Raw genomic sequence first — 13,179 nt, 5'->3', positions numbered from 1 at the left:
TTCCTGTTCGCGTGGTTCTGCTAGAGCATGATGCCGAAAAGTGTGGAGCGGTTTTCGGACGACATCATGCTCTATGTCTTTGATTTAGAGCCGGATTCAGATTTCAGCTCGACTCGACCTGAAATCATCCGGCTCTAGGCTCAAGCGGCCCGGTTCGCCGGACGCTTGCCGCCGAAGCGGCGCTTGTTGTTGCCCTTGAAACGCTTGAATCCGTCGGGCTTGCTCGACCCATTCGGCTTGGCCGCAGCCGGGCGTTCGCCCTGCGGCTTCGGAGCGCGCTCGCCGTGAGGCTTGCCGCCGAAACGCTTGTTGTCGCCACCGTTGCCCGGGCGGCGGCCATCGCGACGGGCGCCGTGATGCTCGCGGTCATTGGCCGGTTCGAAATGACGCTCGGTCTTTTCCCTGGGGTCGCGCTGCGGATCCGGGCTGCCGAGATGGTCGGCGACGACCGGCAGCTTCATGCGGATGATGCGCTCGACCTGCCGCAGCTTGGCGTTTTCCGAAGGATCGCACAGCGTGATCGCAATACCGTCCCTGCCGTTGCGGCCGGTGCGGCCGATACGATGGACATAGCTCTCCGCTTCGTCGGGCAAGTCGAAATTCACGACATGGCTGATGCCGGGCACGTCGATGCCGCGCGCCGCGATATCGGTCGCGACCAGGATGCGCACCGAGCCGTCGCGGAAATCGTTGAGCGCCTTCTGGCGCGCGTTCTGCGACTTGTTGCCGTGGATGACGGCCGCCTCGAAACCGTCACGGGCAAGGTCCTTGGTGACGCGGTCGGCACCATGCTTGGTGCGCGAGAACACGATCACCGAACGCATCGTCTCGTCGGCCAGCATCTTGGACAGCACCTGGCGCTTCTGCTTGGTGCGGGCGAGCACCAAGCTCTGCACGATCTCGACCGCAGCGGTGCTTTGCGGCGAGACTTCGATACGGACGGGGTTCTTCAGCAAGCCCTTGGCAAGCTCCGCGATTTCATCGGGCATGGTGGCCGAGAACAGTGCCGTCTGGCGGTCCGGCGCAGTCGCCTTGGCGATACGCTTGACGTCGTTGATGAAGCCCATGTCGAGCATGCGGTCGCCCTCGTCGAGCACCAGCCATTTGGTGTCGGCAAGGATGAGGTCGCCCTCACGCACCAGGTCGGTCAGGCGGCCGGGCGTGGCGATCAGAATGTCGACGCCGGGCGCAACCTTCTTCACCTGGCTGAAGCGCGAGACGCCGCCCAGCACCAGCGCGGTCGAGACATGCGCGCCTTTAGCGAGGATCTTGATGGTGTCCTCGATCTGCACGGCTAGCTCTCGCGTCGGCGCCAGGATGAGCGCCCGCGTCGTCTTCGGCCGGCGCTTGGTGCCAAGGCCGATGATCTTCGAGAGAATCGGCAGCGCAAAGGCCGCCGTCTTGCCCGAGCCGGTCTGGGCGATACCGAAAATATCGCGCCCATCGAGCTGCGGCGGGATCGCCTGCATCTGGATCGGCTTCGGATCGGTGAAGCCGGCGGCATGGGTCGCCTTGAGCAGCGCGCCGGAAATCCCAAGTGCTGCGAAACCGTTCAGTTCCGCTGTGTTTTCGTTGGTCAAAATATTCTTCTTTCATGCGGCCTTGTGGCCGCAAACATCAATGGCGGCAGGGCGCAACCTGCCGTCGGATAAATTGTCATGGAACGACAAGGCGGCGGAACAATCGTCCGCGCGGCTGCGCTGTCGTGCCCGCAGACATCATGCCTCGGGGCTTTTTCGCCAGCTTGCCGATCGACCAGGGCCGATTTTGCCGGAAAGAGGGAAAACAGACGCAACCAGTCTCATTCGTCGAGAAGGCCGGATGATTCCCGGCCCAAGCGCCTATGCCGCTGCATATGGCTGAGTTCGTCCCGAAATGCAAGGGCGTCATGTTGCGGCGCAGCAAAACAGAGGTTCTTGCGCTCCCCTGCCGGCGCGATTACCACAAATTACCTATTGGTTTTGAGGACTAGCGATGAAAGACGTGCTGAAGGAACTCGAGCGTCGCCGCGAGATTGCCCGCATGGGCGGCGGCAAGGACCGCATCGAGGCGCAGCACAAGAAGGGCAAGCTCACTGCGCGCGAGCGTATCGAGATCTTCCTCGACGAGGGCTCGTTCGAAGAGTTCGACATGTATGTCGAGCATCGTTCGACCGATTTCGGCATGGAGAAGACCAAGATCGCCGGCGATGGCGTCGTCACCGGCTGGGGCACGGTCAATGGGCGCCCGGTCTATATCTTCGCCAAGGATTTCACCGTGTTCGGCGGCTCGCTGTCGGAAGCGCATGCCGAGAAGGTCATCAAAGTCCAGGAGATGGCTCTGCGCAATCGCGCGCCGATCATCGGCCTCTACGACGCCGGCGGCGCACGTATCCAGGAAGGCGTAGCGGCGCTTGGCGGTTATGCCGAGATATTCCAGCGCAATGTGCTGGCATCCGGCGTCATTCCGCAGATTTCGTTGATCATGGGTCCCTGCGCCGGCGGTGACGTCTACTCGCCCGCCATGACCGATTTCATCTTCATGGTGCGCGACACCTCCTACATGTTCGTCACCGGACCGGACGTGGTGAAGACCGTCACCAACGAGACGGTGACCGCGGAAAGCCTCGGCGGCGCAAGCGTGCACACCACCAAATCCTCCATCGCCGATGGCGCCTATGACAATGACGTCGAGGCGCTGCTGCAGATGCGCCGGCTGGTCGATCTTCTGCCGGCGTCGAACACTGCCGAGATTCCCGAGATCGAGTGCTACCAGTCGGTAACGGACCACGACCTGTCGCTCGACCGGCTGATCCCTGACAATGCCAACAAGCCCTACGACATCAAGGAGTTGATCCTGAAGGTCGCGGACGAAGGCGATTTCTTCGAGATCCAGCAGAGTTTCGCCAAGAACATCGTCACCGGCTTCGGCCGCGTCGAGGGCCGCACGGTCGGTTTCGTCGCCAACCAGCCGATGGTGCTGGCCGGCGTGCTCGATTCCGACGCCAGCCGCAAGGCCGCGCGCTTCGTGCGCTTCTGCGATTGTTTTTCAATTCCCATCGTCACCTTCGTCGACGTGCCAGGCTTCCTGCCGGGCACCGCGCAGGAATATGGCGGGCTAATCAAGCATGGCGCCAAACTGCTCTTCGCCTATGCCGAGGCGACCGTGCCGAAGATCACCGTCATCACCCGCAAGGCCTATGGCGGCGCCTATGACGTGATGGCCTCGAAGCATCTGCGCGGCGACATGAATTATGCCTGGCCGACGGCGCAGATCGCGGTGATGGGCGCCAGGGGCGCGGTCGAGATCATCTATCGCAAGGACATCGGCGATCCGGAGAAAATCGCCGCTCATACAAAGACTTACGAGGACCGCTTCCTGTCGCCTTTCGTCGCCGCCGAACGCGGCTATGTCGACGAGGTGATCATGCCACACTCGACCCGGCGTCGCGTCGCGCGGGCGTTGCGCATGCTGCGCAACAAGGACATGCAGAACCCCTGGAAGAAGCACGACAACATTCCTTTGTGAAAGACCTCCCGCCAGCCGAAGGGACAACCGCTAACATGAGCGCGGAGACGAAATGCGAATAACACTTGCGGCCCAGGGCCTTATTCCGTGCAAAGGCTATGGCGGCATCCAGCGGCAGGTCGAATGGCTGACCACGGAAATTGTCAAGATGGGGCATCAGGTGACATTGATCGCCGGCCCGGGATCGTCGCATCCGATGTGCGAGGTCCGCCACGCGGTGACCAATGACGAGTGCCGCGCGGCTGTTCCCAAGGATACCGACATCGTCCATCTCCATGCCTGGAAGGTCGAAGTTCCCTTCCCGACGCTCAATACCGAGCGCGGCCATCTGCCGGATTACCCCAGGCCGCAGCCGAACTGGAGCTTCATCAGCGCCCGCCATGCCGAGCTGCACGGCCGCAAGACCTTCGTCTACAACGGCTTTCCGGTGGATGCCTATCGCCTGGCAGCGACGAAGAACGACCATCTATTCTTCATGGCGGCCATCGCGCGGGCCGGAAAGGGCCTCAATTGGGCGGTGGACCTCGCGAAAAAGTACGATTTCAAGCTCGATATCGCCGGCGGCTCGCGCTGGAAGCTGCTTGGCCGCAGCAAGACGCGACGCGAGGGCGTGTTCTTCAAGAGCCTGTCGCCGCGCTTCCGCTATCACGGCATGGTCGATGGTGAACCGAAGGTGCGATTGCTGGGCGAGACCAAAGCCTTTCTGAATCCGATTTCCTGGGAGGAGCCTTTCGGCAACGCGCCGGTCGAATCCATGCTGTGCGGCACGCCGGTCTTGACCACGGCACGCGGCGCGCTGCCCGAAACCGTCGATGCCGATACCGGCCGTTTCTTCGACACGGATGAGGAGTTCGCGCGCGGTTTCGGTGAAATCGACGGTTTGCCGGCGCAAAGATGCCGCGAATCCGCGGCAGACCGGTTCCCGATCGAAAAGGCCGCAAAAGCCTATATCGAGCTCTACCGCCGTATTCTTGATGGCGAAGCGCTTCCGTGAGACATCACGCAGGTGTTTCTTAGCAGCGCTGACCGTTCCGGATCGAAAGAGTATCGCGCATTGCGCCCCATCCTGATCTTCTGCCTGCCGGCGATCGGTGATTTCATCCGCTGCCACTCGGCCATCCGGATCATCGCCGAGAGATTCCCGGGGCAGCCGATCGACATCATCACTTCAAGGGTCGCCGCGCCGCTGGCGCGGCTGATGCCGCATGTTCGCAAGGCCTGGATAGCCGAGAAGCACTGGAAGCCAGGGCTGAAAGAGCGGGCTGGTCTGGCACGCGAAATCCGCCGGGAGAATTACCAGGCGGCCTATATGCTCACCAGCAGCACCAAGGCTTGCCTGGTGCCATGGCTGGCCGGAATACCGGAGCGCATCGGCTATCCGCGCGAGTTCCAGTTCGGCATCGTCAACCGGCTGCCCGCCGGTTGGCTGAAATCGATGCTTGCATTCGGCCCGCGCAAGACGCGGGTGGCAGACCAGGTTTGCGCAATCGCGCGTCTCGGCAAAAGGCCTGCCGAGGACGGACCATTGCCGGCTCCGCAGCTGGTTGTTTCCGCCGAAGAGCTTGCCGGTTGGCGTCGGCGCAACGGGATCGACCCTGCGAAGCCGGCGATCGCCCTCTACACATCCGACTTTGCCAACAAGCGCTCATGGCCGATGGAGCGCTTCGTCTCGATCGCGCGCGACCATGTTGCCCGCGGCTGGTCGGTCTGGCTGATCGGTGGGCCGCGCGAGCGGCAGGCTGCGGCGGAAATCAGGACTTGTTTGCCCGAGGCGCTCGATTTCACCTCGACGCCCGATATTGCAGAAGCCATGTGCCAGATCGCGGCCTCGACCATTTTTCTCGGAGTCGATGGCGGCATCTCCCACGCTGCTGGGGCGCTGGGCGGCCCTTGTGTGCTCATATATGGCTTGAACCGAGCCTATATGCACGGTCCGGTGAACGAACAGGTGATTTTTCTCGAGCCGCCGATTTCGACGCCGGGTTGGGTGGAGAACACGCGCGCGGTGTCCGAGGACAGGGTTCGCGAGGCGCTTGCGGCGGCGATCCGAAAAAACGCGCCGCAATTCACCTGACCTATTCCTCGGCTGCCACTCCGAAACCCGCGCCCATGCTCGCGCGCGCCGTGGTCGCCCAAGGCGTGGCGTGATTATCGATGCGCATCTGGAAGATGAAATAGGTCGGCGAGCAGAAGCCGATGCCCTTGACCCTGGCGGCGCCCGGTGTGTCCGGCGGCAGCGACTGGCACATATAATCCTCGCGGCAGAAATGGTCAGCCGAGCAGGCTGGGCGGTTGCCGCGGTTGACCGAGCCGCCGAGACACTGGTCGAAATTGTTGCTGGCCACGCAGATATCGAACTTCTTGCCGCCGACCAGGCCGCAGATCTCGCTCGGCATCGGCTTGCCGGGCTTGAAAGCGGAGAAGGCGCGATCCTTGTCATCGCAAGCGCGATACGCGAAGCCTCCCGGAACGCCGATCTTTGGCGGGCGGCAGGTATAGGCAGTGCGCGAGATCGCCGGCGCGAAAGCAGCGAATTGGCCGGTGACCTTGTAGCGATCGTTGAACGGCTGGGCGCTGTTACTCTCGATCGAGCCGGTCAGGCAAGGATGGCCGGAAAACATCGCAGGGCTCTCCTTGGGCAGCAGGCATTGCGCCAGTTTGGTTCTCACCCCCGAAGCGGTGGCGATCGGCGTGCAGACTGTGCCGGCGCCGCATTGCCAGGTGCCGCCGAAGCGGCTTGCGTCATCCGGCATCAGGCATGGCATTGCCGTTTCGGCCGGCGCATAGGCGGGCTCGCCCGCATCCTTCCAGACGGCGGGCGGTGCGAAGGAGAGCGGACGAAAACGATTGGGCTCCCTAGCTTCAGCCGTCGCCTTGAGCCACGCCTCGCGGCGCGCAATTTCGGCATGGAGATGCGGCGAGATGCCGACTTCGATACGGTTGAGCGGTGAGGTCGTGGCGTCGTCGAGACCGATGAAATGGAAGCCGGCGGTCGAGCCCGCCTGATGGCAACCCTGGCAGGCGCCGTTGTCGAGCCGCTCGATCAAAGCGTCCGGCGTGCGCGCCAAGGTAAACTTCGAATAGTCGAGCCCGGCGAACTCCTTTGGGTCGAACAGCGGCGTGAACGGATGATTGGCTTGCCTTGCGCTGCCGAAGGTCGACCAGGAGACGACTTTTCGGGCGAGGAATTCATCTGGGATTTCATAGACGCCGAGATCGACCGCAGCGGCATTGGCGCGGACATAGTCGGCAAGCCGCGCTTTCAATGCCGCATCCTGCGCAAGCCTGGCCGTGTCCGGTGTATTTTCCAGCGGCTTCTCGCCGACCCTCGAACCATCGATGCTGAAGATGCGCATCAGGTAAGCGGCCTGCCCGCCGAACTCGGTTTCCTGGCCCGAAGGAAAGCGCACCACCTGCGCGTTGAGCTCGAGCTGCTTGAAGGACAGCGAGGTCTTGTCGAGCGGCCCGCCGGTTAACCAGCCGGCATCGACCGTTTCGTCGAGCTGCGGCGTCCAGCGGCCAGCAGCGCCCACACAGCCGCCGTCGGCATCTTGAGCGACGCGGTATATGGCGCTGAAGTTGAACGGCAGGCGCGAGGCCAGTTGCTTGCCGTTCTTCTTGAAGCTGTAGGCCAGGCGATAAACGAACCGCACCTCGCCGCAGCTCGTCTCGTTGCCAAGCGTTGCGAAATCGCGTCGGTCGAGCCGGTTGACGACGCCGACAAGGCGGAAGCGCGCCGCATTCGTCTTCAGCCAGCGCATGTCGATGATGCGGCCGACATTGCCGTCGGTCACTTCGTAGAGAGAGCGGCCGCCGGCCTTCATCTCGGTGCGCAACGCGGCGACATCGCCGGCCACTGTGTCGACGATGGCGTGATAGGCTGGTGCCTCATCATAGAGGGATTTCAGATCGTCGCTGCCGTCGACGCCGAAGAGGTCGGCGAAGCCATATCCCCCGGCATCTAATGCGGCGAGCACGCGTGGGTCGTCGATGATGGCAACCGGATGATCGGCGGCGCGCGCCGGCTGGGCAATGAAAGCGGCCAGGACGGCAACAAGCAGCCCCAGCCGCTTCATAGGACAGCGCTCTGCGCCAGTTCGCGAAGAACCGGCACCATGGCCAGAGGCAGGTCTTCTGCGATCAAACCCGGCCCAAAGCGGCTGCCGGCTTCGGCATGGATCCAGACCGCGGCGCAAGCCGCTTCGAAGGCCGGCATGCCTTGCGCAAGAAGCCCGGCAATGATGCCCGCCAGCACGTCGCCCGACCCGGCGGTGGCGAGCCATGGCGCGCCATTGCTGTTGATCGCGGCGCGGCCCTCCGGCGAGGCGATCACGCTGTCGGCGCCCTTGTAGACGATCACGGCGTTGGCGCGCTGCGCGGCTTCGCGTGCCTTGGCCAGCTTCGACAAGGCCTTGTTGCCGGCAATGTCGGCAAACAACCTGCCGAACTCACCCTCATGCGGCGTCATGATCAACGCCGGCGCGCCCGGTCTGGCGGCCGCCTCGAACAGCGTCGAGGCCGCATTGCGGAAAGAGGTGATGCCGTCGGCGTCGAGCACGAGGCCCTCAACGCCGCCGTCCTGCCGGTTTTTGGCGAGCACGGCGAGCGCGAAATCGCGCGCCTTGTCACCGATGCCGAAGCCGGGGCCGAGAACGAAGGCGGACGGCCGGCGATCGCCGATAAGATCATGCACATCCTCGATCGCGTCGACCTTGCGCAGCATGATCGAGGTCAGATGCGCAGCGTTGACCTGCATGGCGTTGGCGGGCGAGAGCACGGTGACGGCCCCTGCTCCGCTTCTGGCGGCCGCAAGCGCCGACAGGCGCGCCGCGCCCGTCGCCGATGGTCCGCCCGAAAAGACGCTGGCATGACCGCGCTTGTATTTGTGCGTGTCGACGGCGGGCGCGGGAAAGCTTGCGATCCAGAGCCCGGGGCGGTTCTCAAAGGCCCGCGGCGCGACCTCGTCGATGATCTCGTCACGAATGCCGATGTCGGCCAACACGATCTCGCCGCATCGCTCGCGGCCAGGCAGCAGCAGATGCCCAGGCTTCTTTCGTGCGAAGGTCACCGTGAGAGCCGCGCCAAATGCCGAACCGAGGATTTCACCGCTTTCGCCTGAAACGCCCGAAGGCAGGTCGATCGCGACAACCGGCAGGTTCAGCCTGGTAACGGCGTCGACCGCGTCTTTGGCGTCGCCGGCGAGAGGCTTCGACAGGCCCGCACCATAGATGGCGTCGACAACCAGCGATCCAGCTTCCGCGGTGAAGGCGGAAAGCGGGTGCCGCTCCAGAGCGCAATCAGCCGCCGCGAGCGCGGCGTCGCTGCCTGCCTTCGGTTCGCCCAATGTCCATAGGGCCACATCGACGCCGGCCGCGGCCAGCAGCCGCGCCACGACGTAGCCGTCGCCGCCATTGTTGCCCGGGCCACACAGCACGTGCACCTTCTTCGCGCCAGGATAGCGCGCCAGCACGACGGCCGCGACCGCCTCGCCGGCGCGTAGCATCAAGCGATAGCCGTCGAGCGGCCCGGCCGCGATTGTCAGCCTGTCGACCTCGGCCATTTCGGCCGGCGATAGAAGTTCATTGCGCATGGGATTGCCGATCTCCATGGGATCAAGCATTGTCCAGTTTTCGGTTCGAAGCAAACCAGTGACCGCGCCTTGTCTTGCAAATGCGGTCGCATCCGGGAGGGGTTCAGCCTGCAAATTGCGCTGTCTGCCCATTTTTTGCGCAGGCGCGAGGAGGAGCGATGTATACGGTTTGGGCGTCCATGACGCATCCGATGCAGCCGATGATGCGAATTTGCATCCGGACGCGGCATGGGCGCGAAAACGCCCCTCACCGTCTGCGCTCCTCAGGATTGGCACGCTTCGTGCTTGATGAAGGCGCAAGCGGGGCACACAACCCGTCTTCTTGGCAGTGGAGGCCACTTTTTACATGAAAAAGATCGAAGCGATCATCAAGCCATTCAAGCTGGACGAAGTGAAGGAAGCGCTTCAGGAGGCCGGACTGCAAGGCATCACCGTCACCGAAGCCAAGGGTTTCGGCCGTCAGAAGGGCCATACCGAGCTATATCGCGGCGCCGAATATGTCGTCGATTTCCTGCCCAAGGTGAAGATCGAGGTGGTGCTTGGCGACGAGGCTGTCGAAGGCGCCATCGAGGCCATCCGCAAGGCGGCGCAGACCGGCCGCATCGGCGATGGAAAAATCTTCGTCTCCAACATAGAGGAAGTCGTGCGCATCCGCACGGGCGAGACCGGCATCGACGCCATCTGACCAAACCTACAATCCATTTCCGGACGTCATCACACAGGGAAGAAATGACATGACGACAGCCAAAGACATCATGAAGCAGATCAAGGACAACGACGTGAAATTCGTCGACCTGCGCTTCACCGATCCGCGGGGCAAGCTGCAGCATGTGACGATGGATGTCGTCGAGGTGGAGGAAGACATGTTCGCCGACGGCGTCATGTTCGACGGCTCCTCGATCGCCGGTTGGAAGGCAATCAACGAGTCCGACATGGTGCTGATGCCGGACACCGATACCGTCCATATGGATCCGTTCTTTGCCCAGTCGACCATGGTCATCCTGTGCGACATCCTCGATCCGATTTCGGGCGAGGCTTATAACCGCGATCCGCGCGGCACCGCCAAGAAGGCCGAGGCCTATATGAAGGCGGAAGGCATCGGCGACACCATCTATGTCGGTCCCGAGGCCGAGTTCTTCGTGTTCGACGACGTCAAGTACAAGGCCGATCCCTACAACACCGGCTTCCGTCTCGACTCGACCGAACTGCCCTCCAACGACGACACCGACTACGAGACCGGCAATCTCGGCCACCGTCCGCGCATCAAGGGGGGCTATTTCCCGGTGCCGCCGATCGATTCCTGCCAGGACATGCGTTCCGAGATGCTGACCGTGCTCGCCGAAATGGGTGTGCGCGTCGAAAAGCACCACCACGAGGTCGCCGCCGCGCAGCACGAGCTCGGCATCAAGTTCGACACGCTGGTGCGCAACGCCGACAAGATGCTGATCTACAAGTATGTCGTGCACCAGGTCGCCAACGCCTACGGGAAGACAGCCACCTTCATGCCGAAGCCGGTGTTCGGCGACAATGGCTCGGGCATGCACGTCCACCAGTCGATCTGGAAGGGCGGCAAGCCGACCTTCGCCGGCAACGAATATGCCGGCCTGTCGGAGAGCTGCCTCTATTACATCGGCGGCATCATCAAGCACGCCAAGGCGATTAACGCCTTCACCAACCCGCTGACCAACTCCTATAAGCGTCTGGTGCCGGGCTATGAGGCACCGGTGCTGCTCGCCTATTCGGCGCGGAACCGCTCAGCTTCCTGCCGCATTCCGTTCGGCAACTCGCCGAAGTCGAAGCGCGTCGAGGTCCGCTTCCCCGATCCGGGCGCGAACCCCTATCTCGGTTTCGCCGCCATGCTGATGGCCGGCCTCGATGGCATCAAGAACAAGATCCACCCCGGACAGCCGATGGACAAGGATCTCTACGACCTGCCGCCGAAGGAGCTGAAGAAGATCCCGACCGTCTGCGGCTCGCTGCGCGAAGCGCTGCAGAACCTCGACAAGGACCGCGGCTTCCTCAAGGCCGGCGGCGTCTTCGACGACGATCAGATCGACAGCTATATCGAGCTCAAGATGGCCGAGGTCATGCGCTTCGAAATGACCCCGCACCCGGTCGAGTACGACATGTACTATTCGGTCTAAACTTCTGATCGGATAGAAATTCTGCCCTTGGAAGGCATTCCCTTCCAAGGGCTTGTCATTTCTGAAGACGGGCTTTCGAGCCGGCGCGGCGCGTGCCGGCCGGGCTCGCGCACCGGCACCGCCGGCTGCTCGCATTTCTCCGGCAACATCTTCCTCGCCCTGGTCAACCGCGACGGGAACCGCACGCCGTGCCCTGCCCCACGCCAAGACGTAGTGGCAGCGCTCAAATCGCGTGCGTGATTGCCGCCTGACGGTGGCGGCAGACTGGCCTGTATTGCCGGCTCTCCCATGCAAAAAGCCCCAGCGGGTTTCCGCTGGGGCTTTTCTAGCGTGCCCATCGCGCCAGGGGCCTGCGCCCTGGCAAGCGAGGAATCAGGCGGCGGCCGAAACCGCGGCGGTCGAAACCTGCGAGATCGTCTTCAGCACCTGCGAGGCGATCTGGTAGGGGTCGCCCTGCGAGTTTGGGCGACGGTCTTCCAGGTAGCCCTTGTAGTCGTTCTTGACGAAGGAGTGCGGCACGCGGATCGAAGCGCCGCGGTCGGCGACACCGTAGGAGAACTTGTTCCACGGCGCAGTTTCGTGCTTGCCTGTCAGGCGCTTGTCGTTGTCCGGGCCGTAGACCGCGATATGATCCATCAGGTTCTTGTCGAACTGCGCCATCAGCGCCTCGAAATAGGCCTTGCCGCCGACTTCACGCATGTACTTGGTCGAGAAGTTGCAGTGCATGCCCGAGCCGTTCCAGTCGGTGTCGCCGAGCGGCTTGCAGTGGAACTCGATGTCGATGCCGTATTTTTCGGTCAGACGCAGCAGCAGATAGCGCGCCATCCAGATCTGGTCGGCGGCCTTCTTGGAGCCCTTGCCGAAAATCTGGAATTCCCACTGGCCCTTGGCCACTTCGGCGTTGATGCCTTCATGGTTGATGCCGGCGGCGAGGCAAAGGTCGAGATGTTCCTCGACGATCTGGCGGGCGACATCGCCGACGTTCTTGTAGCCAACGCCGGTGTAATACGGACCCTGCGGGGCCGGGTAGCCGCTCTCGGGGAAGCCAAGCGGACGGCCGTCCTTGTAGAAGAAATATTCCTGCTCGAAGCCGAACCAGGCATCCTCGTCGTCGAGGATGGTCGCGCGGCTGTTGGATTCATGCGGGGTGACGCCATCGGGCATCATCACTTCGCACATGACCAGAATACCGTTGGTGCGGGCCGGGTCCGGATAAAGCGCGACCGGCTTCAGCACGCAATCGGAGCTGCGGCCCTCGGCCTGGTTCGTGGAGGAACCATCGAAGCCCCATAGCGGCAGCTGCTCGAGCGTCGGGAACTCGGCGAATTCCTTGATCTGGGTCTTGCCGCGCAAATTGGGGACCGGTGTGTAGCCGTCCAGCCAGATATACTCGAGCTTGTATTTGGTCATTCTAGAGCCTCTCGTTGCTTGATCACCGCCAAATGGTGGCGACGCTCGGCCGGCTCGAGCCGGCCTGCCGACGGTCAAAAAGCAATTCGTATGCCACTCGGCCTTCGCGGGGTGCGGCAAAATGGTCATGGCAACGCGTTGATTTTGTTGAGCCGTCTCAGCAATGCGACTGGATCGTTCAGGCGCCGTTTTTGCTTACAAAATAGGCATTTGCTGATCTTTTTGTAAGCATATTGCCTAAAGGAGTCGCAGGGCATATTTTGATGGGAAGGTGAATCGGTACGCTCCTGAAAAGGCGAGGAGATCGGCAATGCAAGTCACGCCATCGCGGCCGTCGGCAAAAGTCCTGCTGTTCCCGCTCGCAGCACGCAAGTCTGCCTCAAATTTAGGCGCAAAGGCCAAATTCGCGGCAGAACTTGCGGCACTTCGCGGCGAGCACGCCGACTTCGACGGCTGGTACCACGAAGCGGCGATCGAGGAAGAGAACCAGCAGCGCAAGAGCTGAGCTGTCCGCTTTCTTGCAATTGG

10 protein-coding genes are annotated in these 13,179 nt (G+C 62.6%); 6 read left to right on the top strand and 4 right to left on the bottom strand.

Annotated features, from left to right (window positions below; all coding sequences use genetic code 11):
• Positions 1-140 precede the first annotated feature (140 nt).
• The gene (locus LB525_RS23135) at positions 141-1,580 is read right to left on the bottom strand and encodes a DEAD/DEAH box helicase (protein ID WP_224547518.1); all 1,440 of its coding nucleotides are present in this window, start codon (positions 1,578-1,580) and stop codon (positions 141-143) included.
• A gap of 394 nt (positions 1,581-1,974) precedes the next feature.
• On the opposite strand from LB525_RS23135, the gene LB525_RS23130 reads away from it, so the two are divergent.
• From LB525_RS23130 to waaF, 3 genes are read left to right on the top strand one after another with little or no spacing between them, the layout of a single operon-like run.
• Positions 1,975-3,507 carry an acyl-CoA carboxylase subunit beta gene (locus LB525_RS23130; RefSeq protein WP_140542881.1) on the top strand — a complete coding sequence of 511 codons (1,533 nt, stop codon included), beginning with the start codon at positions 1,975-1,977 and terminating at the stop codon, positions 3,505-3,507.
• A gap of 52 nt (positions 3,508-3,559) precedes the next feature.
• A complete protein-coding gene (locus LB525_RS23125; RefSeq protein WP_224547516.1) occupies positions 3,560-4,501 on the top strand; it encodes a glycosyltransferase in 942 nt (313 codons plus the stop codon).
• Positions 4,502-4,561: 60 nt separating this feature from the next.
• Positions 4,562-5,581: a lipopolysaccharide heptosyltransferase II gene (waaF, locus tag LB525_RS23120; protein ID WP_224547514.1), complete on the top strand. Its 1,020-nt coding sequence runs from the start codon at positions 4,562-4,564 to the stop codon at positions 5,579-5,581.
• A gap of 1 nt (position 5,582) precedes the next feature.
• Here the strand turns inward: waaF and LB525_RS23115 are convergent, their stop codons facing one another.
• Together LB525_RS23115 and LB525_RS23110 are read right to left on the bottom strand one after the other, a co-directional pair.
• On the bottom strand, positions 5,583-7,583 hold the full coding sequence (locus LB525_RS23115; RefSeq protein WP_224547504.1) for a hypothetical protein: 2,001 nt from the start codon (positions 7,581-7,583) through the stop codon (positions 5,583-5,585).
• Positions 7,580-9,097 carry an NAD(P)H-hydrate dehydratase gene (locus tag LB525_RS23110; protein ID WP_224547660.1) on the bottom strand — a complete coding sequence of 506 codons (1,518 nt, stop codon included), beginning with the start codon at positions 9,095-9,097 and terminating at the stop codon, positions 7,580-7,582. Before LB525_RS23110 ends, LB525_RS23115 begins: the two co-directional genes overlap by 4 nt.
• Before the next feature lie 346 nt (positions 9,098-9,443).
• Between LB525_RS23110 and LB525_RS23105 the strand changes: the two genes are divergently transcribed.
• Positions 9,444-9,782 (top strand): P-II family nitrogen regulator, encoded by a 339-nt coding sequence (locus tag LB525_RS23105; RefSeq protein WP_018428041.1) that lies wholly within the window; start codon positions 9,444-9,446, stop codon positions 9,780-9,782.
• A gap of 49 nt (positions 9,783-9,831) precedes the next feature.
• Complete coding sequence (glnA, locus tag LB525_RS23100) at positions 9,832-11,241, top strand: type I glutamate--ammonia ligase (protein ID WP_095765489.1); 1,410 nt, start codon at positions 9,832-9,834, stop codon at positions 11,239-11,241.
• A gap of 372 nt (positions 11,242-11,613) precedes the next feature.
• On the opposite strand, the gene LB525_RS23095 is transcribed toward glnA, so the two are convergent.
• Complete coding sequence (locus LB525_RS23095; protein ID WP_095765491.1) at positions 11,614-12,651, bottom strand: glutamine synthetase beta-grasp domain-containing protein; 1,038 nt, start codon at positions 12,649-12,651, stop codon at positions 11,614-11,616.
• A 310-nt stretch (positions 12,652-12,961) separates the two neighbouring features.
• Here LB525_RS23095 and LB525_RS23090 point away from each other — a divergent pair, with 310 nt between their 5' ends.
• Positions 12,962-13,156, top strand: coding sequence for a DUF2735 domain-containing protein (locus LB525_RS23090; RefSeq protein ID WP_140544917.1), 195 nt, complete (start codon positions 12,962-12,964; stop codon positions 13,154-13,156).
• Positions 13,157-13,179: the final 23 nt, after the last annotated feature.

Origin of the sequence: Mesorhizobium sp. CA16, from assembly GCF_020165175.1 — a bacterium.
In the GTDB taxonomy this organism is placed as follows: Bacteria; Pseudomonadota; Alphaproteobacteria; order Rhizobiales; family Rhizobiaceae; genus Mesorhizobium.
This window is presented reverse-complemented; position numbering and strand designations above follow the sequence as displayed.